Below are 22633 nucleotides of genomic sequence, written 5' to 3'. Positions count from 1 at the left end.
TAAACTCACAAAGGGGAGTCCAATTGGGCTGAGATTGAATCTATTTCTAAACCCTTCGTACCTGTATCGGTTATGCGAGCGTAGGAATTGTGAATAAACAGCTGTTTGACTATTTTCGAAAGCTGCTTCCTCCTTTGTGACTTTTTTATTCAAAGGAGGAAGTTTTTTTATGGGAAAAAATAGAGTTTGGGTAGAAGGAACGATTGTTGCAGCGTTAGCGATGGTGTTGTCGTTGATGCCGATCCAGATCGGCAGCAGTTTTTCTATTTCATTAGGGCAGATTCCATTGACTCTTTTTGCGTTAAGAAGAGGGACAAAGGCAGGGATGCTGGCAGGTTTCATTTGGGGCATCCTACATTTTCCGTTGGGACAAGTTTATTATTTAAGTGTCGTTCAAGTGTTGATTGAGTACCCGATTGCCTATACTTTTGCAGGCGCAGCAGGGCTCATGGCTTCAAATGTCCAAAAAGGCTATGTAGACGATAATACGAAACAAATTAGAAAAAGCATCGTGTTTGGTGCATTGATTGGCGCACTTTCCAGATATTTTTGGCATTTTATTGCAGGAGTGGTTTTCTGGGGAGCGTATGCACTATGGGGGATGAATCCTTGGCTCTTTTCTTTCGTAATGAATGGTGCCAGCGGGTTGAGTACAGCTATTGTAACGATCATCGTTTTATTAGGAATCCAACAAACGATTCCTTCGATTTTTGTGCCAGATAAACGACAGGAGCTGTAAATAAAAAAGAAGCAAGAAACTTGAGACAGAATCATGTCCTAGTTTCTTGTTTCCTTTTTATTTTTTGATAAGAAATAGATCTACTTCAATAGCAGATAAGAAAGATCGGCATCTTCCACCAATTGCCAGTGTCGATCGGTGACAGAGTAGATTAAAGTAGCGATGATTTCCTCTTCTCGATACCGGGTGCCTTTTAATTTCCAAATATAATCTTCAATCACATAGATTGGGATACGATATTCACCATCGATCAAACCAACTTGATCAAAAGAAAAAATGATCCCTTCCTGCATCAAATTACGCATTTCTTTCAATAATTCCACACTGATTTTTTCAACAGGTGTTTCTTTTTTGAAAAAAGATTTTTTTACATTGATCTTATCTGACAAGATCGAACTTAATTTACTAGCAAAAATCCTATAAAATTCATCTAAATAGCGATAATAAATCCGATTCAGCTGATCATTAAGATCGAAGTATACAAAATTATTCTGTAGTTTATAAAAAAACGGCGAATGAAGATGTGTTTTCATATGACCAAAATATAATAATTCTGAAATTTCTAAAGGTGTCAATTCTTTCAGCATCGTTAAATCAGTAAAGTCGATCCACTTCAATTCATCGAATCCACGCCTGTTACGAGAAGAGGAAAAGAAACGCTGGATATTTTCTGTACCACGGATTACTTTCAGTCCTGTATGGGATTCATATTCTCCAGCAGAAGCAGATGGATCAAGCAAGAGCAAGTTTTGAGGAAAATGCACGATACTGTTTGCAAAGTCAGTAGCAGTCAGCCCTTTTGTTAAAACAGCATTACTTGTGGTATCAATATGTACATAAACTGACTCAGTCATCATGTTCCTCCTCTTATTTACTCTTAATCTCTTTTATTTTACAACATTTGCATTAAAAAAGCTTGTTTCTTTTATTTTAAAATTCCATTACAAAATCACGTTTTCATTGAAAACACTCTCATTTTCAATTAATTTTTGTGATTTTTGTATTTTTTTATTTAAAGGAGGTTTTATGAATTGTTTTCTTATGGAATCTACAAAGTCGAATACGAGACTCATGACCTTTTTATGACGTACTGGTATACTTGAAGAAAAAGGAGAGAGCGATGGAGATAAAAAAAGTTTACTTTTCACAGAAAATGTCGCTGTATTCGCCTATCCAGCAAGCAAAACAACCCCTTCCATTTTTTCAAAGTCATCAAGAAAGTAGAGACGCTTTTTGGCGTTCTGCAAAAAAGCAATGTGCTTTTAAAGCAGTATCGAAAAAATATACCGTCTATTTTACTATTGCTAAAAGTAGAGGAAATGTTATTTTTAATAATCTGTTGATTGAAGGTGAAACTTTTGAATGGAAAAATTTTTTTCGGTATATGGAAGCTTGCGCTCGTTTTTTTATTAAAGAAAACTGTTGTTTTTTATTTCAATTTCCTCTATCAGAAGAATGGTTGCGTATTTTTCATAAAAACGGCTATCAAGGAACCACACAATTAAATAAAAAGCTGGTCTATCATACAGCACTTGTTTTAGGTGGAGGAGGAGCGCACGGTGCTTATCAGATTGGTGTGTGGCAGGCGCTGAAGGAACATGATATCAACTTTGAGATTATCACAGGTACCTCGGTAGGTGCGTTGAACGGCGCATTGATTTTACAAGGAGATATGAAAAAAGCTGTGAATTTATGGAAAAAGCTGTCGACAAGACAAGTGCTTGCGTTACCAGAAATGGCTGCGGTTGAAGACCTTCGTGAACGCTTCTATCGAGAAAGACGCCAAATGACGAAAACAGCACTAATTGAAGGCGGGGTTTCTTCTGCTCCATTGGAAAAGATGGTCAAAGACAATTTGGATTTGTCCTTACTCAAACATAATCCCAAAATACGTTTATATACGGTGTCTACTAAACTGCCAGAACTAGCGGAAGTAGTGACTGATATCCAACAGACAAAAACAGAAGAAATACCAGCTTGGATACTCGCCTCTGCTTCATTTTATCCCGCTATGGCTTATCGAAAGATCGGAAAAAATAAATATGCAGACGGTGGGTATCGCAACAAAATACCTATTGATATTGCGATTAACAAAGGAGCAACAGAGGCATTTGTCGTAGATGTGCAAGGGCCAGGCCCAGCGAAAAAAATTCGTATGCCAGACATTTTTATCCATTGGAAATGTCAAACATTGTGGACACTAGGCAGCTTTCTGCTTTTTGATGGCCAACGGAACCAATTAAATTTACAATTAGGCTATCTGGAAATGAAAAAAAGATTAGGCTATTACTATGGGAACTGGTATACATTTCATTCTGTTAAATCTGCAAGAACATACTGGCGAGGATTTTTGTCTTACTTAACAAAAGAAATTCAGTTAGAATTATCTTTTTTCAAAAGCATAAAATTTTGGCAAAAACTGCGTAATTTATATAAGAACAGGGTCGTACCAGAGACATGCGGATTGGCGATGCTAGAACTTTTAGCAAAAAAACATTTTTTATTGCCCAATGAAATCTATCAAGTAGACATGATGATTCAAATGATCTGCCAACAAGATATAAAAAGTATGCCGGATGATTTATTGGCACAAATTGGTCAATTAAGTACTGAAGAATGGCGAAGGTATCGAAAATACCAGCAAAAAATACAAAATGAGCGCACGAAAACTGTTTATTTTGATTATCTGCTACAAGGAAAACGCAAGGATCGTTTGCAGCATGAATTGCTTAAGCAACCAGTTGACACATTACTGATCCTATATTTATATTATCTCAAGGAGGAACAACCATGGCACAAGAATTTTCATATGAAATCGTAGAAGAAATCGCTATATTGTCAGAAAACAACAAGGGGTGGCGTAAAGAACTGAACCTAGTCAGCTGGAATGGTCGCCCGCCAAAATTCGATCTTCGAGATTGGGCGCCAGACCATGAAAAAATGGGGAAAGGCCTGACATTGACGAACGAAGAGTTTGAACAACTGCAAAAAGCAATAGAAAATATGTAATGAGGAAGGACCCTGTCGAATGAAAAGTATGACTGGTTTTGGCAAAGCCATCCGCGAAACAAAAGCGTATCAGTTAGATATTGAAATAAAAAGTGTCAACCAGCGTTTTCTAGATGTTCAAATACGAAGTCCTAAAATCCTGAACTTTATTGAAAACGATTTTCGTCAGCTTATTAAACAGCAGTTAAGCCGCGGTCGAATCGAAGTATTTGTGAATCTAGCTTATATTGGCAAAAACGAAAAACAGATCGTCATCAACTGGGAATTGATTGATTCACTTATCACTCAACTGACAGACGGAATTCAACAACGATACGGTAGTCAAAATCAAGTGTCAATTAGTCGGATGGCGGAACGCTTCGCGCTGGACGAAAACTTCGTAACGGTAGAAGAAAAACCGGAAGAGAGCATGGAAGAATTGGCACAGTTAGCTCTAGATACATTGAAAAGCGCACTTGATTCTATTGAGGCGAGTCGAGAAAAAGAAGGTCAAGCTTTAGCTTTAGTGTTGAAAAAGAATACTGAAGAATTCAAAGAAGTACTAAAAAAACTCGATAGTTTTGTAGAAATCTATGAAAAGGAATTTCAAATAAGGTATCAAAAAAAGCTGGAGGAATTTCTTGGAGCGAAAGTCGATGAGCAACGGTTGTTGACGGAGCTAGCCATCTTGTTGGAACGCGGAGATATTCACGAGGAACTGGATCGTCTGGCGATCCATGTACAAAAACTAGATGAACTTATCGAAGCACAATGTCCTGTAGGTCGGGAATTAGATTTCCTGATCCAAGAAATGAATCGGGAAATCAACACGATCGGTTCCAAATCAAATGCAATCGAAATTAAAAATCAAGTCGTCCAGTCTAAGACGATCTTAGAAAAAATCAGAGAACAAGTACAAAATATTGAATGACGAAAGAGGTAGAGATAATGAAATACTATGACGTAACGTTCCACGAATTAAGTGGAAAAACTGTGGTTAAACGGGATATCCCTTCTGAAAAAAACGGCTTTGACGTATGGAAAGATGCCTGTGCAGACTATAATGAGAACGAACTGTTTATTTTGATCAACGACGGTGCTTACGTGACGATGAATCGGAAATTTATTGTTCGAATCGACACAGAAGAGGTAGAAGATCCGACAGAAAAAGCACGTTCTCGAAAAGATGAGATCATGGGTGTAGTGAATACTTTGTCCAATATGGGCTTTTAGCAAGGATGCTGAACAAAGAAATACAATAAATAATCAGAATTGGATTTCTTCGCTTAGCTTCTTTGCTCTAGGAATACATTTAAAGGTTGTGACAAAATTCGTGTCACAACCTTTTTTTATTTTGAATAAGTGATGTTCAAAAACCATTTTCTCGGTATTAAGCCAAATTTATGCAAAAATGTGAGAAACCATTTTCACAAAATTTTTCTTCATACTCGAAACTAATCGGTTTCTTCACGACCTCTTATACACGGCGTTCAAAAGCTTGCATCTGCGGTAATAACCCCAACCAAACGAAAAACATGAGAAGCTGTTTATGTTTGGCTGTTCTTATTACTTGATGCAGGACAGCTTTTTTACGACCTCTCATACACGGCGTCCAAAAGCTTGCATCTGCGATAATAACCCCAACCAAACGAAAAACATGAGAAGCTGTTTATGTTCGGCTATTCTTATTACTTGATGCAGAACAGCTTTTTTACGATCTCTTATACACGGCGTTCAAAAGCTTGCATCTGCGATAATAACCCCAACCAAACGAAAAACATGAGAAACTGTTTATGTTTGGCTGTTCTTATTACTTGATGCAGAACAGCTTTTTTACGACCTCTTGGTACAGGGTAGCTTTTTTACCAATTTCTAGCTATAATTAAAGATAACCTTGAAAGTTGCAGAAAAAAAGTGCAAAATAAACGATAAGTACAAAAAGACTAGTTGAAAGGACGTCGTCATGTCAGAGCGTGGATTATTAATCGTGTTGTCTGGTCCATCCGGTGTAGGAAAAGGCACAGTACGAAAAGCAATTTTTGAGAGTGAGGATAATGATTTTCAGTATTCGATCTCAATGACTACCCGTAAAATGCGTGAAAGGGAGGTCGAAGGCGTTGATTATTTCTTCCGAAGCAAAGAAGAGTTTGAATCAATGATCGAAGCTGGAGAGATGCTGGAATACGCAGAATATGTCGGGAATTATTATGGAACTCCTTTGTCATATGTCAACAAGACATTGGATGAAGGAAAAGATGTTTTCTTGGAGATTGAAGTCCAAGGAGCAAAACAAGTCAAAGAAAAAGTGCCCGATGGTGTATTCATCTTTTTGACTCCACCAGATTTAGCGGAATTAAAATCACGGATCGTAGGCCGAGGAACAGATGCAGATGAAGTAATCGAAGAACGAATGAAAGTTGCAAAAGAAGAAATCGAAATGATGGCTCTTTACGACTATGCTGTTGTAAATGATGAAGTGCCGCTAGCAGTTGAACGAATCAAAAACATTATTGCCAGTGAACATTTTCGAGTAGATCGCGTAATCGGTAAATATATTAAAATGTTAAAGGAGATGTAGTCTTATGATGTTAAAACCTTCAATTGACTCACTATTAGATCGTGTAAATTCAAAATATTCTCTAGTGATTTTAGCAAGTAAACGCGCGCATGAATTGGATGCAGGTGCACAGCCTACTCTAGATTCTTTTGATTCAGTAAAAAGCGTCGGTCAAGCTTTAGAAGAAATCGATGCAGGAAATGTAGTCAATGATCCACATCCTGAATTAAAACGTGAACGTTTGAAGATGGAAGAAGAGGAACGTCAAGCACAAAAAGAGCGTGAACAACACGAATTGGAATCACGTATCCGTGAAGAGCAAAAAATGTAATAAAGAAAAATAGAGCGAACATCTAAAAAGAAAAGCAAACCCAGCTGTTTCCTTTTCAAACATTCGCCACTTATTGTCTGGTAGAAAAGGCTGTGTCTGAACTTTTTGACACAGTTCTTTTTTTTCTTATCTGCTGTTAATCTTTTGTTAGGATTTGGCAGAAAATAAGACAAATCCATCGATCTCTAGTAAAATAGGCAAGGAACTTTTTGTCGCTTGATAAGAAAAGACAAAAAAAGGAGGAAACGAACCATGATATTAACAGCTGAAGTCATTGTGGACGTACCTACTATGCAGACCGATCAGCCATTCACTTATTTGGTTCCCTCTGAAATGGAAACAGCTTTGCAAGTCGGGATGCGAGTAGAAGTCCCTTTTGGTAATGGCAATCGTCATGTCCAAGGATTTGTTATGGCTATCCAAAAATCAGAAGAATCAGCTAATCCATCTTTGAAGGCAGTTATTCGTTTGCTAGACCTTGCTCCGGTGGTCAATGAAGAATTGCTTTCATTAGCTGATTATATGAAAAAAATTACTTACGCATTCAAAATCACTTGTCTACAAACGATGCTTCCGAGTGTGATGAAAGCAGAATATGATAAATTGATCTATCCTTTGGCAGACACACCAGAAGTTCAGGTATTGTTTGATCAGCGGGAAGTGATTTCCTGGAAGGAAGCAGAAGAAGAAGGCAGCCTTTCTCAATTGATTCGCTGGCGCCAAGAGCAATTAGTAGATATCAAATATGAAGTCCATACACGAAATAAAGTAAAAACGATTCGTTTGGTCCGTTCTTTGTTAACTGAAAAGCAAATCGAAGAAGAATGGGCAAAATTACGGCAAAATGCCAAGAAACAAAAAGAACTTCTTTTGTGTTTATCTGAACTGAGCCAAGAAGAACCAATTGCTTATTTCAAAAATAAAGGAATCAGTACTGCTGTCTTGAATCAAGGAAAAGAAAAGGGCTGGCTGGAGTTTATAGAATCAGAACGTTATCGCGACCCTTATAAAGACCGAGTATTTGACCAAACGACGGCATTGGAACTGAATGCAGAACAAAAAAATGCTGTCGAACAAATCATCACAGCAGGTCAGCAGCAAAAAGATCAGGTCTTTTTGCTGGAGGGAATCACCGGCAGCGGGAAAACAGAAGTATATCTTCAAGCAATCGCTGATGTTTTGTCAGAAAATAAAACGGCTATTATGTTAGTGCCTGAAATCGCATTGACTCCGCAAATGGTCGAGCGATTCAAAGGACGCTTCGGAGAATTAGTTGCGGTCTTACATAGCGGACTTTCCCAAGGCGAAAAATATGATGAATGGCGCAAGATTGAGCGGGAAGAAGCGCAAGTAGTAGTAGGCGCACGATCTGCTATTTTTGCCCCGCTGAAAAATATCGGGCTGATCATTATCGATGAAGAACATGAATCAAGTTACAAACAAGATGAGACACCGCGTTATCATGCGAGAGATCTAGCAATTTGGCGCAGTAAATATCATCATTGCCCAATAGTTCTAGGAAGCGCGACGCCCTCTTTAGAATCAAGAGCACGAGCTCAAAAAGGCGTTTATCAGTTATTGCAGTTAAACCACCGAGCCAAAGCAGCTGCACAGCTTCCAGCTATTGAGATCGTAGATATGCGTGAAGAGTTTCAGAATCATCGGACCTCTACTTTTTCTGCTAATTTGCAGGAAAAAATACAAAATCGATTAGACAAAAAAGAACAAACTGTCCTACTGCTCAATCGTCGAGGATATTCGTCTTTTGTGATGTGTAGGGACTGTGGATTTGTTCTTCCATGTCCTAATTGCGATATCTCTCTTACACTGCATATGGATACACGTTCAATGCGCTGCCATTATTGCGGACATGAAGAACCTATTCCCAATCGCTGTCCTAATTGTGGCGGCAATAAAATCCGCTACTATGGAACAGGTACTCAAAAAGTAGAAGAGGAACTCCGAGAACTTTATCCGCAAGCTAGGATTTTGCGTATGGATGTAGATACCACTCGAAGAAAAGGGGCACACGAACAGATTTTACAAAAATTCGGTACAAAAGAAGCAGATATATTATTAGGGACACAAATGATTGCTAAAGGTTTGGACTTTCCAGAAGTGACATTAGTTGGGGTGTTGAATGCTGATACCTCCCTGAATTTACCGGATTTTCGTTCTAGTGAGCATACATTCCAATTGCTTACCCAAGTTTCAGGACGAGCAGGGCGAGCGGAAAAAGCAGGCGAAGTCGTGATCCAAACATTCAATCCTCAACATTACGCCATAGAATTGGCTAAAAAACAAAATTATGAGCAGTTTTATCAGCAGGAAATGCATGTACGGCATCGTGGAGGCTATCCTCCTTATTACTTTACTGTGAAAATAACCGCCAGCCATCCTGAAGAACAAGTGGCGGCAAAGAAAATCTTTCAGATTGCCAATCAGCTAAAAGAAGTGTTAAGCCCTCAAAGCTTGCTATTAGGGCCAACGCCCAGCATGATTTTGAGAGTGAAAAACCGATATTATTATCAACTAATCATCAAATATAAACATGAACCGAATCTTCCTCATGTTTTGGATGAAATTTTGAATGGAAGCCAGAAAGAACAGCGACAAGGTCTTTTTGTGGCAATTGACAACGAACCATTAAACTTTATTTAAGAAAGGGCCAAATTATGCGCTATCCTATATTGATCCACCCTAATGATAAATTAAAAAGAACTGCTCAGCCAATCGATGTAATCACGGACGAGACAATCGCTTTATTAGACAATTTATATGAGACAATGATTGCGAATGACGGAATAGGGATCGCTGCTCCTCAAGTAGGACAAAACAAGAGAATTGCTGTGATCGAAGTAGATGAAGGCGAGAAATTTGAACTGATTAACCCAGAAATTATCGAAGCAAAAGGTGAAAGCCTTGACGTAGAAGGTTGTCTCAGTATTCCGCATGTCTATGGAACGGTCAAGCGAGCAGATGAAGTGACCGTGCGTTATTATGATCGAGACGGAGAAGAGATAGAAGTGACGGCTTTTGGCTATTTAGCCCGTGCCTTCCAGCATGAAATCGATCACTTAGACGGTATCTTGTTCATTGAGAAAATGATACAGCAGATCCCGGAAGAAGAACTTGAAGAATATATGGAGGAACATCTTGATGACTAAGCTAGTATTTATGGGCACACCTGCTTTTTCTGTGCCGATTCTTGAAGGGCTGATAGAATCAGGTTACGAGATCCAGGCAGTGGTAACACAGCCCGACCGTCCAGTTGGGCGGAAACGAGTAATTACGCCGACACCGGTAAAAGAAGCGGCTCTGAAGCACGGTATCCGTGTGTTGCAGCCAGAGAAAATCTCCGGTTCGCCAGAAATGGAAGAAATCATTGAATTGGCGCCTGATGTGATCGTCACTGCGGCATTTGGCCAATTCTTGCCTGAAAAGTTATTGCAAGTACCAAAATTAGGGGCAATCAATGTCCATGCTTCTTTACTTCCTAAATATCGGGGAGGTGCGCCTGTTCATTATGCCATCATGAATGGGGAGAAAGAAACTGGTGTAACGATCATGGAAATGATCAAAAAAATGGATGCAGGCGGAATCTATGCGCAAGAAAGCATACCAATCACTAAACAAGATGATGTAGGGACGATGTTTGAAAAGCTTAGCCTTTTAGGAAGAAAGCTATTGCTAGAAACATTGCCCAATATTTTGGATGGACAAAAACCAGTACCTCAAGATGAGTCAGAAGCAACTTTTTCGCCAAACATCACACGGGAACAAGAAGCAATCGATTGGCATAAAACTGCAGAAGAAATTGACAACCAAGTACGCGGAATGCGTCCTTGGCCAATTGCATTCACGACCTATGAGGGCATACGCTGGAAATTATTATCGGTTGAAGTATTGGCAGAAACTACAGACAAAGCACCTGGTACGATCATCCGGAAAGACAAAAAAAATCTATGGATTGCTTGCGGTAAACAGACCGTCTTAGCCATCAATGAATTACAGCCAGCTGGTAAAGGAAAACAGGCCGTACATGATTTCCTTAACGGAAGCGGTCAGCAAGTTCAGATTGGTCAGCAGGTGAAATAATGAAAAAAATCCCTAAAAAAATGAAAAAATCAGTACGATATATGGCATTACTGACATTAGAGCGAGTGAACAAGGGTGGCGCCTACTCGAATCTTTTGTTGAATGAGATGATCAAACAAAGCGAGCTAAATCAAAAAGATGTGGGTTTATTTACAGAATTGATCTACGGTACAATTAGCCATCAGCGACTATTGGAATTTTACGTTGCACCATTGATCGCTAAAGCAAAAAAAGTGGATGACTGGGTCAAGACGCTTCTTTATCTTTCTGTATACCAATTAGAATTTTTAGATAAAGTCCCTGCACATGCTATTTTAAACGAGGCGGTCGAAATCGCAAAAGTAAAAGGAAATCCTGGGACAGGGAAATTTGTAAATGGTGTCTTGAGGAATTATCAGCGTCAAGGAGCACCAGATCTGCAAGGCATTGCTGATCCTATCGAAAGACTTTCTGTCAAAATCAGCCTGCCTCTATGGATGACGAAACGACTGGTGGATCAAATCGGATACGAAGAAACTGAAAAGCTCGGTTTATCGCTATATCAGCCTAGCCATGCTAGTGCCCGAGTAGATACACGCCGACTTTCCAGAGATCAGGCCATCACTGTTTTGCAAGAAGAAGAGATCACAGCTGAAAAAAGCCAAGTCAGTCCATACGGTATAGTAGCGAAAAAAGGGCATTTAGCTTCTAGCTCATTGTTCCACGATGGCGTCATGACGATCCAAGATGAAAGTTCGATGCTTGTAGCGCCGTCTATGCAAATCGAGCCTGAACATCATGTCTTAGATGCCTGTGCAGCACCCGGAGGTAAGACGACGCATATTGCTTCTTTTTTAGATCCGTCATGCGGTGGAGAAGTGGTCGCTTTAGATGTACACGAACACAAAGTCAAACTCATTGAAGATAATGCAGCACGTCTAGGTGTCTCTTCTGCTGTCTACGCTCAAAAGATGGATGCTAGAGAAGTCAGTAAACAGTTCGAAGCAGAGCAGTTTGATCGGATTTTAGTAGACGCGCCTTGTTCAGGTCTTGGGCTGCTTCGGCGAAAACCAGATATTCGTTATAAAAAACAGCCGGATGAATTAGCGAATTTACCAAAAATCCAATTGGAAATTTTAGAAAGCTGCGCACCAGCTTTAAAGTCTTCCGGTATTCTGACTTATAGTACTTGTACGATCTTAAAAGAAGAAAACCAAGACGTTGTTTCTGCTTTCTTGGAAAGACACCCTGATTTTGAGAGGATTGATGTTTTGACCAATCCTATGCTACAATCATCAATCGAAGAGAAAATGTTGACTTTGTATCCGCATCAGTTTTACACAGATGGATTTTTCATTTGTTGTTTGCGCAAAAAGTAATGAGGTGAAAAAATGCAGATTGAATATCAATCAGATGTAGGAAGACGACGTAACACAAATCAAGACTATGCCAGTGTATTTACCAGCCGTTCAGGTCTCAAGCTTGCTGTATTAGCAGACGGGATGGGTGGTCATCGTGCCGGAGACATTGCCAGTCAGATGGCGGTAACGAATCTAGGCGAAGCTTGGGAAAAACAAGAAGCTGTTGACGATGAAAAAATCGCCCAATGGTTCATTCAATCGATTCAAGAAGAAAATATGCTGATTTATCAGCGTGGACAAGAACAGCCGGAATATAACGGTATGGGAACAACAATCGTAGCGGCCGCTCTGTCAGATGACTGGTTCACGATTGCCAATGTTGGGGATAGCAGAGCTTATTTGATTCGTGAAGATAAAATCATGCAATTGACGGAGGATCATTCTTTAGTCAATGAACTAGTCAAATCAGGAGAAATCAGCGAAGAAATGGCAGTGAACCATCCAAGGAAAAATATTTTAACACGTTCTGTCGGCATGCCTGGAACAGTCGAAGTAGATGTTTCTACTCATCTTTGGCAACTAAAAGATCGACTGCTGTTATGTTCAGATGGCTTGACGAACATGCTGTCTGAAGAAGAAATAGGAACGATCATCAATCAAGAAGGCCCATTGTCTCATAAAGTAACTGAGCTGATTGATCGTGCCAATGAAGCAGGCGGAGCGGATAATATCACCGTTCTTCTTATCGAATATAAGGAGGACAGTGTATGATCGAGTTGGGAAAAAAATTAAATGGCCGTTATCAAATCACTGGAAATATCGGTAGCGGTGGTATGGCAAATGTATTTTTGGCGCACGATTTAATCTTGGATCGTGATGTAGCAGTTAAAGTCTTACGATTTGACTTTCAAAATGACCAGACTGCGATTCGACGATTTCAGAGAGAAGCTTTAGCAGCAACAGAACTCGTTCATCCAAACATTGTTAGTGTTTACGATGTTGGTGAAGAAGACAACATGCAGTATCTGGTGATGGAATACGTCAAAGGAATGGACTTGAAACGATATATCCAAACACATTATCCTGTTCCTTATGAAACAGCAGTAAATATTATGCAGCAGATCCTTTCTGCTATTTCTTTAGCTCATAACCATCAAATCATCCACCGAGATTTGAAACCCCAAAACGTACTGATCGATAATGAAGGTGTTGTAAAAATCACGGATTTCGGGATTGCTATCGCTTTATCTGAAACATCGATCACGCAGACGAATACGATGCTAGGATCTGTTCATTATCTGTCCCCTGAGCAGGCCAGAGGAAGTATGGCAACGAAGCAGTCAGATATTTATGCTTTAGGGATCATCCTTTATGAGATGTTGACGGGTAGCGTACCGTTTGATGGTGAATCTGCTGTAACAATTGCTTTAAAACATTTTCAAGATGATCTTCCATCTATAAAAGCACTTGATCCAAATGTGCCACAAGCACTGGAAAACGTGATTTTACGGGCAACGGCTAAAGAACCTGCAGACCGTTATAAGTCAGCCGAGGAAATGTCTGATGATCTTTCTACAGTATTATCACCAGCTCGTGCAAACGAAGAAAAATGGCAGCCTCATGTGATGGATAATGAAACAAAAGTTATCACACCCCTTACGGAAGATGCACCAATGCCTGATTCATTCAAATCTATGCCTCTGCCAAAAGACAAGCCAGAAAACGAAACCTTACCAGAGGAGGAAGAAGTTCTGCCTGATCCTAAAAAGAAAGGACAGAAAAAATGGTGGCTGATCCTATTAGCTATTCTTGCTGTTTTAGGAATCGGAACAGCTGTATTCTTTGCTTCTGGCGGGCGAGGAGAAGTTGTTGTTCCTGATGTTTCTGATCTTTCTGAAGCTTCTGCTAGAGAAACACTCGCAAAAGCGAAATTAGAAGTAGCAACAAAAACAGAAGAAATTGCAGATGACAAAATCGAAGAAGGTAATGTAGTGAAGACAGACCCGGCAGCGGGAACGACAGTCAAGCAAAAACGCGAAGTCACTCTGTATATTAGTAGCGGCACGAAAAAAATCAAATTAGATGATTACAGTGGTAAAAGTTATGAAGATGCCGAAGCAAGTTTGAAAGAATTAGGGTTTTCTGCTGACTTGATTCAAAAAGAAGAGGAATTCAGTTCAGAGGTAGAAAGCGGAATGATCATTTCGCAATCTCCATCAGAAGATACAGAAGTCGATCCTAAAACAGACACGATTACTTTCACAGTCAGCAAAGGACCAGAAACAGTGACTTTGAGTAGTCATGTAGGAGAAAACTACGAAACTGTTCGTAATTGGCTTGTTACACAAGGATTCAATATCAATAATATTAGTGCTACTTATGACTATAGCGACACTGTACCATCAGGTTCGATCATCAGTCAGGATCCAGCCTCGGGTGAAGTTGTAGCAGAAGAAACTTACATCAATTTTGTCGTAAGCCAAGGAACAGAGCCTAAATTGAATGATATCTCCGGCTATACAAAAAGCGAAGCACAAAGTTATTTAGCTAGTGTCGGTGCAGAATATATCGGGCATGAGACTTCCGAATATTCAAACACGGTGGATAAAGATAAAGTGATTCGTACAGTACCAGGGGCAGGAACGACAATTACCAAAGGAATGGTTGTGAACGTAATTTACTCTAAAGGACCAGATCCAGCGTCTTCTAGTTCTGAAAAAGACTCTTCAGACAGTTCTAGCAGCTCAAGTAGCTCCAGTAGCACAAGCAACTCTTCAAAAGAAGAATCTTCCAGCTCCACAAGTTCATCAGCTAGCCCCTCAGAAAGTTCAAAATAAGTGCTGAATAAAATATATCAGAAGGGAATGCGACATTGATTTGTTGCATTCTCTTTTTTGTGTTTCTATCTCTTTTGATCAATTTTCAAGCCTTATACTTTGAGAAGTTTGCATGGAATAACACCTACTTTCCTCTTCGTATGGTAAAATAAACAAAAACGGAGGTGGCACTTATCAAAGGACAAATCAGAAAAGCAATCAGCGGTTTTTACTATGTATACGCAAACGGAGAGACCTATCAAACAAGAGGAAGAGGAAATTTCCGGAATCGGAAAATCACGCCGCTTGTCGGAGATCAGGTGATCTTTGAGAGTGAAAATCAAACAGACGGCTATCTTCTGGAAATCTTGCCGAGAAAAAATCAATTAGTTCGCCCACCAGTCACAAATGTTGATCTTGGAATCATTGTCACAAGTATCGTAGAGCCTGCATTTTCTTATAATCTACTTGACCGCTTTCTAGTTACCTTGGAATACGAGTCGATCGAACCGATTATTTTTTTGACAAAGACCGACTTGTCAGACGACCCAGAAAAAATCGAAGAGATCAAGCAAACCTATACTAAAATAGGCTATCCGGTGATTGTACCCAATCATACGGGTGATACGACAGAACTGATCCGTTACTTCCCAGAACGGCTATCGGTCTTTATGGGTCAGTCTGGAGCAGGAAAATCGACGCTACTGAATCAAATATCACCGGAACTGAATTTAGCAACAGGAGAGATTTCTGATGCACTTGGAAGAGGACGGCATACAACACGTCATGTGGAACTGATTCCTATCTATGGCGGGTTAGTAGCAGATACACCAGGATTTAGCTCGATTGACTTTTTGACAATTGAAGCAGGAGAACTGCCGAGACAATTTCCTGAATTTGTAGAAGCTTCTGTCCATTGCAAATTTAGAGAGTGCATGCATGCTAAAGAACCTGGCTGCGAAGTAAAACATAGAGTAGAAACAGGTGGTATCGCACAGACACGTTACGACAATTATTTGCAATTCTTACAAGAAATCGAAAAAAGAAAACCAATGTATGCAAAAAAAGAAGGTAAACGAAAATAGGAGGAAACAAGAATGAAGATAGCACCATCCATTTTGAGTGCAGATTTTGCCAATTTACAAAGAGACATTGAGTTAGTGGAAAAAGGAGGAGCGGATTACATCCACGTAGATGTAATGGATGGCCAATTTGTCCCAAATATCACATTAGGGCCAAATATTGTTCAGGCAATCCGTCCTGTTACTAAATTACCGTTAGACGTCCATCTGATGATCGTTGATCCAGAAAACTACATTCCAGCATTTGCAAAAGCTGGAGCAGATATCATTACTGTCCACGTCGAAGCAACTCCTCATATTCATCGGGCACTTCAAATGACAAAAAGCTTAGGAGTTAAAGCTGGAGTAGTTATCAATCCAGGAACACCAGTCTCCATGATCAAACATGTTTTGCCTTTGGCTGATCAAGTACTAGTCATGACTGTCAATCCTGGGTTCGGCGGACAAAGCTTTATTGAAGAAACAGTAGAAAAAATTACGGAACTCGCTGATCTACGTAGAGAGAACAATTGGACTTATGCAATCGAAGTAGATGGCGGAATCGTTCCAGAAACAGCAAAAATCTGTAAAGATGCAGGGGCGGATGTCTTCGTTGCAGGATCATATATCTATGGAGCCGAAAATCCAGTCGGACAAATCGAACGATTAAAAGAGGCATTAGACTAAATGAAAATTTTATTAGCTGCTGGAGGTAATCCGCAAAACTGGCCGCAGTCTCTGCTGTCCAAATACGATGCCTATGTCGGGATAGACCGTGGTGCGCTGTACCTGCTTCAAGCAGGCTACCCAGTAGATCTGGCAGTGGGTGATTTTGATTCATTGTCGAACGAAGAGCAGAAGGAAGTATTTGCAAAAGCCAAAGAGTATACCCGTTCCCCTGCAGAAAAAGACGATACAGATACACAGTTAGGTATCTTAAAAACATTTGAACGTTACCCGCAAGCGGAAGTCACTTTGATTGGAGCTACGGGCGGAAGATTGGATCATCTTTTAGCCAATCTCTGGTTAGGTATGGAACCTCGCTTCAAACCCTTTGCCCATCAGCTTATTATCAGAGATTGTCAAAATTATTTGTCTTATTATTTGCCTGGAGAGCATATAGTAAGACAGATACCAGATATGAAGTATTTAGCTTATTGCTGCTTGACTCCCGTCTCGAATCTTACATTAAAAGGCAGCAAGTATGTATTGGAAAATAAAGAAGTAGAATATCCGACATCTTATGCAAGTAACGAATTTCTTTCAGATACCGCAGAATTTTCTTTTTCAGATGGTATGATTGCAGTTATTCAAAGCAAAGATTGATCCATAAACAAATAAAAAAATTTGTCTTTCAGGCTAAAAATGACAGAATCTATTATTTGCTAAAAAAAAGCTTAAGAGGAGCAACTTACCTTTTGTTTCACGGCATTTAGTGATAAAATTGAACACAAGAGTCTAATTAATTCGAGGTGTCTTTGTGAAGAAGTTCAATCCTAATAAAAATATTATTATTACCTTGGTTATTGTTATCATCGTGGTGACGATACTAAGTGTGACCGCTGCGCAGCGAGCGAATGAAGGAAAGCCCAATTTCTTCCAATCCATCGTTAATGACAGTGTTGCAATGGTTGATAAAACAATCTCTGCCCCAGTACGGTGGGTACGAAATGGAGTAGATTCTGTCCATAATCTTTTTTCAACTTATGCCGAAAATGAGCGGCTAAAAGAAAAAATCGATAGCTATGATGACGTTTCACAGCAAAACAAGAATTACGAGAGAGAAATCGAATCGTTGAAAAAAGAACTTGAGTTGAATCAGACGCTGACTAGTTACGAAAAAGTAACGGCAAATGTCATTACTCGTTCGCCTGACAGTTGGCAGGACATGCTGATCGTAGACAAGGGTTCTAAAGACGGTATCGAAGCAAATATGGCAGTCATGTCGCAAAAAGGATTGATTGGCCGAGTGATCGAGGTCAATACGGCTTCGTCTAAAATCGAATTACTGTCATCCTCTAATGAAAGCTCCAATCATTTTCCAGTACGGGTATCTTCGGCTAATGGCGAAGCGTTTGGTTTGCTTAAAAACTATGATGAAAAGCTCCATGCCTTAGTGGTGACCCAATTAACTGGTGATACGGATATCAAAGAAGGGGATGTTGTCCAGACATCCGGTCTTGGAGGGAATTCTCCAGCTAACTTGCCGATCGGTACGGTTATTAAAACGAAACCAGATAGTTATGGGCTGGATCGGGAAGTTTATGTGAAACCTTATGCAGAAATGTATGACGTGTCAGTTGTGACGATTGTCCAACGGCTAGCGGAGGATTAGTCCATGTTGAAGAAAGAAACAATGAAGTACTATCTGCCAATCGTTTTGTTCTTTTTGATGTTGATAGATGGTCATTTAACAAGAATGCTAGGGGAGTGGTCGAAAGGCACCTATATGTCAAATGCCCACTTTCTGATATTGGCATTATTATGTTGCAGTATGGCGTTTGAAAAACGTTATTTACTGATTACCACGATTGTTCTCGGGGCTATCTATGACGCTTACTATATTGGCGTTATCGGTATCTATGCAGTAGCTCTCCCTTTAATTGTATGGTTGATGTATGTAATGAAAGACGTTATCCATGTCAACATCTTTACTGAATTTTTCAGTATGATCATCTTTGTCACGGGTTATGAATTGTTTACGATGGTGGTCCAGTTGATTTTTAAATTAGCAGTAGTAAATAACACGTATTTTATTACAAGGTTTTTAGGACCTACACTGCTGTTGAACATGATTATATTTGTATTATTCATTTTTCCATTTAAGAAATTATTCAGTGATGAATAATTTCTTTTTTTATTTTTAGGTCGAAAGCGAAAAAAATCGTTGTTATCTTAAGAAATGCTAGACTTAACGCGGCTTTTTCATGATCATTTTCTGAAACGAACAGTTTTGTCATTTTTAAAAGTTGTTTTGAAACATTTTTGTAACATAACTATTATATCGTTGACATACTGCTATGGTACAATTTTTATATCGTTAAGAAAGACTTAAATATATTTAGATATTTATTAAATTAAGCCAGTCGGAGGAATGAAGAGTGAAAAAGAGTTTAATATCAGCAGTAATGGTATGTTCAATGACCTTGACTGCCGTAGCATCACCGATCGCTGCCGCGGCGGACGATTTTGATTCTCAGATACAACAGCAAGATCAAAAGATTGCAGACTTGAAAAATCAACAAGCAGATGCACAATCACAAATCGATGCCTTAGAAAGCCAAGTTTCTGAAATCAACACACAAGCACAAGACCTATTAGCAAAACAAGATACATTGCGTCAAGAATCTGCACAATTAGTAAAAGACATTGCAGATTTACAAGAACGTATTGAAAAACGGGAAGATACAATCCAAAAACAAGCACGCGAAGCACAAGTAAGCAACACAAGCTCAAACTACATCGATGCTGTATTGAATGCTGAATCATTAGCAGATGCTATTGGACGCGTTCAAGCAATGACAACGATGGTAAAAGCAAACAACGACTTGATGGAACAACAAAAACAAGATAAAAAAGCTGTAGAAGACAAAAAAGCTGAAAACGATGCTAAACTAAAAGAATTAGCTGAAAACCAAGCTGCTTTGGAATCTCAAAAAGGCGATCTTTTATCTAAACAAGCTGATTTGAACGTACTGAAAACTTCATTAGCTGCTGAACAAGCAACTGCTGAAGACAAGAAAGCTGACTTGAACCGTCAAAAAGCAGAAGCTGAAGCAGAGCAAGCTCGTATTCGTGAACAACAACGTCTAGCAGAACAAGCTCGTCAACAAGCTGCACAAGAAAAAGCTGAAAAAGAAGCACGCGAACAAGCAGAGGCTGAAGCACAAGCTACTCAAGCTTCATCTACTGCACAAAGCTCAGCAACAGAAGAATCATCAGCTACACAATCTTCAATGACTGAAGAATCATCATCAGCTACACAATCTTCAGCAACAGAAGAATCAACAACACCTGAATCTTCAACAGAAGAATCAACAGCGCCTGAATCTTCAGCAATAGAAGAATCAACAACAGCGCCTGAATCTTTAACAACAGAAGAATCAACAACAGTGCCTGAATCTTCAACAACAGAAGAATCAACAACTGTACCTGAATCTTCAACAGAAGAATCAACAACACCTGCGCCTACAACACCATCAACAGATCAAAGTGTTGATACAGGAAACGGCACAGGAAGTAGTACTCCGGCTCCAACGCCAACACCTGAACAACCAAAACCTGTAACACCTGCAACACCTGCGCCTACAACACCATCAACAGATCAAAGTGTTGATACAGGAAACGGCACAGGAAGTAGTACTCCGGCTCCAACGCCAACACCAACACCTGAACAACCAAAACCTGTAACACCTGCTCCAGCTCCTTCTGGAAGTGTGAATGGTGCAGCAATCGTAGCAGAAGCTTACAAATATATTGGTACTCCATATGTTTGGGGCGGTAAAGATCCAAGTGGCTTTGACTGCTCAGGGTTCACACGCTATGTTTACATGCAAGTAACTGGTCGTGACATCGGTGGTTGGACAGTTCCTCAAGAATCAGCTGGAACAAAAATTTCAGTTTCTCAAGCAAAAGCTGGAGACTTGTTATTCTGGGGATCACAAGGCGGAACTTACCACGTAGCGATTGCTTTAGGCGGAGGACAATATATCCATGCTCCTCAACCAGGCGAAAGCGTAAAAGTTGGTTCAGTTCAATGGTTTGCACCTGACTTTGCTGTCAGCATGTAAGAATGATTAATCAAAAAGAGTTAGCCCATTCTGGACTAACTCTTTTTTTATTGTGATAAAATAGAAATCAGATAAATTCTTCTGTCAATTCCATGAACGTTTGGATATCTTCAGTCACCATGTCGATACCTGCTTGCCAAAAATCTGGTTGGGTAAGATCGACATTCAAATGTTTCTTCGCAAGATCTTCCGTCGTCATTGAGGCAGTATCGCGTAGTAAATGGATATATTCTTCTTCAAAATTTGCTCCCTTTTGGTTGGCGTAAGCATAGATGCCCAAACTAAAGAGGTAGCCAAATGTGTATGGGAAGTTATAAAACGGTACGTCATCAATAAAGAAATGCAATTTTGCAGCCCAGAAATATGGATGGTAAGTAGCTAAAGCTCCTTGATAGCCTTCTTTTTGCGCCTCAACCATCATCTCTGTGATCTTATCTTCTGAGACTAATCCTTCTTGCCGTGCTTCATAGAATCGATTTTCAAAAATGAATCGGGAATGGATATTCATGAACATAGCTAAAGCATTTTGCAGTTTTGTATCTAGCAAATTGATTTTTTCTTCTTTTGTTTTTGCGACTTTTAATGTAGCATCGGCTACGATCAGTTCTGCGAATGTACTTGCTGTTTCTGCGACATTCATGGCATATTCGCGATTTAAAGAAGGTAAATCCCACATCGTGCTGCTATGGAAAGCATGTCCTAGTTCATGAGCAAGTGTCGCAACCTCATTAACAGAATTACTGTAGGTCATAAAGATCCTTGATTCTTTTGTTTCTGGTAACTCAGTACAATAACCACCAGGACGTTTCCCAGGACGATCTTCTGCTTCGATCCAGCTCTTTTCAAAAGCAGATTGGGCAAATTTAGCCATTTTTGGACTGAATTTGTTAAAGTTTTCGATAATAAATGCTGCTGCTTCGTCAAAACTAAAGGTTTTTTCTTTCAAATCGCCTAAAATAATAGGTGCATCTTGATCTTGCCATTCCATTTTTTCTTTACCGAAAAGATTAGCTTTTCTAGTCAAGTAATCAACAAGGGGTTGTTTGTTTTTCTGGATTGTATCCCACATGACAGACAATGTTTCTTTCTTCAACCGATTGTACTCTAATGGTTTTTGTAGAAAATCTGTGACACCATGAAGTTCATAGTCAGAAATTCTAAAACCATCTAAATGATTCAAAGTATCCGTGAAGAGGGGTGCCTTTTCTTTCCAGGCTTCTTCCCATGCTGCGAAAAGTGTTTCTCTGACTTTTGGATCTGGATCGCCCATCATCTTATTGAAGGCTTGTCCAGCAGATAATTCGACTACTTGTCCATCTTGTTCGAAGGGAATCGAAATGCTGGCTACAATCGTATCATAATGACTGCTCCAAGCATTTAGACCATCTAAAGAAAGCGTATTTATAATGTTTTCTTCAGCTTCTGATAATAATTGTGAGCCATCACGACGAATCTCGTTTAAACGAAAAGCAATTGTTTCAAACGAAGATTGAGAAAGCATCTGATTCCAATCATTGTCAGATATTTCTGCAAATTTCTTTGACAATACAGTTTCGGCTGATTGCAGACGAGGCAGCATTGCGTAAAGCTTGCCCGATAAGACCTTTGCATCTGAATCATTGACATTGGCAGAAAGCAATGCAGTAATATAGCTGCTGCATTGGGTAAAGCCATTCGTAATCGTTTCTTGCAATTGAAGAATAGCGTTTAACTGCTCTGCATTGTCAGAACTAGGTGACCATTTTGTTACGCGGTGATAATACTCGTTCATTTGGTCTTCCAATTGCTTCATCCGTTGGTTCAAAGCATCAGAATGACTGCCTCCGGAAAAAATAGAATCTAGATTCCAATTTAATGAATAACTCATGAAAAAACTCCCTTCATATTGTAATACAAAATTAAGTATAGCACTT

21 protein-coding genes and 1 riboswitch are annotated in these 22633 nt (G+C 39.5%); of the genes, 19 read left to right on the top strand and 2 right to left on the bottom strand.

Annotated elements, in window-relative coordinates:
• Position 1 precedes the first annotated feature (1 nt).
• Positions 2-104: riboswitch (TPP riboswitch) on the top strand.
• Positions 105-169: 65 nt separating this feature from the next.
• A complete protein-coding gene (thiT, locus tag MKX69_RS11760; RefSeq protein ID WP_341010325.1) occupies positions 170-739 on the top strand; it encodes an energy-coupled thiamine transporter ThiT in 570 nt (189 codons plus the stop codon).
• An 80-nt stretch (positions 740-819) separates the two neighbouring features.
• Here the strand turns inward: thiT and MKX69_RS11755 are convergent, their stop codons facing one another.
• The gene (locus MKX69_RS11755) at positions 820-1593 is read right to left on the bottom strand and encodes a hypothetical protein (protein WP_341010324.1); all 774 of its coding nucleotides are present in this window, start codon (positions 1591-1593) and stop codon (positions 820-822) included.
• Positions 1594-1859: 266 nt separating this feature from the next.
• On the opposite strand from MKX69_RS11755, the gene MKX69_RS11750 reads away from it, so the two are divergent.
• The 18 genes from MKX69_RS11750 to MKX69_RS11665 all read left to right on the top strand — a co-directional run bounded on the left by MKX69_RS11750 (position 1860) and on the right by MKX69_RS11665 (position 20720).
• The gene (locus tag MKX69_RS11750; protein ID WP_341010323.1) at positions 1860-3560 is read left to right on the top strand and encodes a patatin-like phospholipase family protein; all 1701 of its coding nucleotides are present in this window, start codon (positions 1860-1862) and stop codon (positions 3558-3560) included.
• Entirely contained in the window at positions 3530-3748 is a 219-nt protein-coding gene (locus MKX69_RS11745) for a YdbC family protein (protein WP_002287352.1), read from the top strand. Before MKX69_RS11750 ends, MKX69_RS11745 begins: the two co-directional genes overlap by 31 nt.
• A gap of 19 nt (positions 3749-3767) precedes the next feature.
• Entirely contained in the window at positions 3768-4658 is an 891-nt protein-coding gene (locus MKX69_RS11740) for a YicC/YloC family endoribonuclease (protein ID WP_002298192.1), read from the top strand.
• A gap of 17 nt (positions 4659-4675) precedes the next feature.
• Entirely contained in the window at positions 4676-4960 is a 285-nt protein-coding gene (locus tag MKX69_RS11735; RefSeq protein ID WP_002287356.1) for a hypothetical protein, read from the top strand.
• A gap of 730 nt (positions 4961-5690) precedes the next feature.
• Positions 5691-6305: a guanylate kinase gene (gmk, locus tag MKX69_RS11730; RefSeq protein ID WP_341010321.1), complete on the top strand. Its 615-nt coding sequence runs from the start codon at positions 5691-5693 to the stop codon at positions 6303-6305.
• A 4-nt stretch (positions 6306-6309) separates the two neighbouring features.
• On the top strand, positions 6310-6615 hold the full coding sequence (rpoZ, locus tag MKX69_RS11725; RefSeq protein ID WP_341010319.1) for a DNA-directed RNA polymerase subunit omega: 306 nt from the start codon (positions 6310-6312) through the stop codon (positions 6613-6615).
• A gap of 252 nt (positions 6616-6867) precedes the next feature.
• The gene (gene priA, locus MKX69_RS11720) at positions 6868-9276 is read left to right on the top strand and encodes a primosomal protein N' (RefSeq protein WP_341010317.1); all 2409 of its coding nucleotides are present in this window, start codon (positions 6868-6870) and stop codon (positions 9274-9276) included.
• A 14-nt stretch (positions 9277-9290) separates the two neighbouring features.
• Positions 9291-9782: a peptide deformylase gene (gene def / locus MKX69_RS11715; RefSeq protein ID WP_002287369.1), complete on the top strand. Its 492-nt coding sequence runs from the start codon at positions 9291-9293 to the stop codon at positions 9780-9782.
• Entirely contained in the window at positions 9775-10713 is a 939-nt protein-coding gene (fmt, locus tag MKX69_RS11710) for a methionyl-tRNA formyltransferase (RefSeq protein ID WP_002301208.1), read from the top strand. Before def ends, fmt begins: the two co-directional genes overlap by 8 nt.
• Entirely contained in the window at positions 10713-12071 is a 1359-nt protein-coding gene (gene rsmB, locus MKX69_RS11705) for a 16S rRNA (cytosine(967)-C(5))-methyltransferase RsmB (RefSeq protein ID WP_002298188.1), read from the top strand. Before fmt ends, rsmB begins: the two co-directional genes overlap by 1 nt.
• A 12-nt stretch (positions 12072-12083) precedes the next feature.
• Entirely contained in the window at positions 12084-12824 is a 741-nt protein-coding gene (locus MKX69_RS11700) for a Stp1/IreP family PP2C-type Ser/Thr phosphatase (RefSeq protein WP_002287376.1), read from the top strand.
• Complete coding sequence (gene pknB / locus MKX69_RS11695) at positions 12821-14890, top strand: Stk1 family PASTA domain-containing Ser/Thr kinase (RefSeq protein WP_341010314.1); 2070 nt, start codon at positions 12821-12823, stop codon at positions 14888-14890. The genes MKX69_RS11700 and pknB overlap by 4 nt, the downstream gene beginning before the upstream one ends.
• A 164-nt stretch (positions 14891-15054) precedes the next feature.
• Positions 15055-15954 carry a ribosome small subunit-dependent GTPase A gene (gene rsgA / locus MKX69_RS11690; protein ID WP_002287379.1) on the top strand — a complete coding sequence of 300 codons (900 nt, stop codon included), beginning with the start codon at positions 15055-15057 and terminating at the stop codon, positions 15952-15954.
• Positions 15955-15966: 12 nt separating this feature from the next.
• On the top strand, positions 15967-16617 hold the full coding sequence (gene rpe / locus MKX69_RS11685) for a ribulose-phosphate 3-epimerase (protein ID WP_002287380.1): 651 nt from the start codon (positions 15967-15969) through the stop codon (positions 16615-16617).
• Entirely contained in the window at positions 16618-17256 is a 639-nt protein-coding gene (locus tag MKX69_RS11680) for a thiamine diphosphokinase (RefSeq protein WP_002287382.1), read from the top strand.
• 154 nt (positions 17257-17410) lie between these two features.
• Entirely contained in the window at positions 17411-18265 is an 855-nt protein-coding gene (gene mreC, locus MKX69_RS11675) for a rod shape-determining protein MreC (protein WP_002298185.1), read from the top strand.
• Positions 18266-18268: 3 nt separating this feature from the next.
• Positions 18269-18778, top strand: coding sequence for a rod shape-determining protein MreD (gene mreD, locus MKX69_RS11670; RefSeq protein ID WP_002287385.1), 510 nt, complete (start codon positions 18269-18271; stop codon positions 18776-18778).
• A 253-nt stretch (positions 18779-19031) separates the two neighbouring features.
• Complete coding sequence (locus tag MKX69_RS11665; RefSeq protein WP_341010309.1) at positions 19032-20720, top strand: C40 family peptidase; 1689 nt, start codon at positions 19032-19034, stop codon at positions 20718-20720.
• Between the two features lie 67 nt (positions 20721-20787).
• Here MKX69_RS11665 and MKX69_RS11660 read toward each other — a convergent pair whose 3' ends face one another.
• A complete protein-coding gene (locus MKX69_RS11660) occupies positions 20788-22587 on the bottom strand; it encodes a M3 family oligoendopeptidase (RefSeq protein WP_341010307.1) in 1800 nt (599 codons plus the stop codon).
• Positions 22588-22633 lie beyond the last annotated feature (46 nt).

It is taken from the genome of Enterococcus sp. FSL R5-0957, from assembly GCF_038008005.1.
GTDB lineage: Bacteria > Bacillota > Bacilli > Lactobacillales > Enterococcaceae > Enterococcus_B > Enterococcus_B faecium.
The sequence above is the reverse complement of the archived record's forward strand: the minus strand, read 5'-3'. Positions and strand labels throughout refer to the sequence as shown.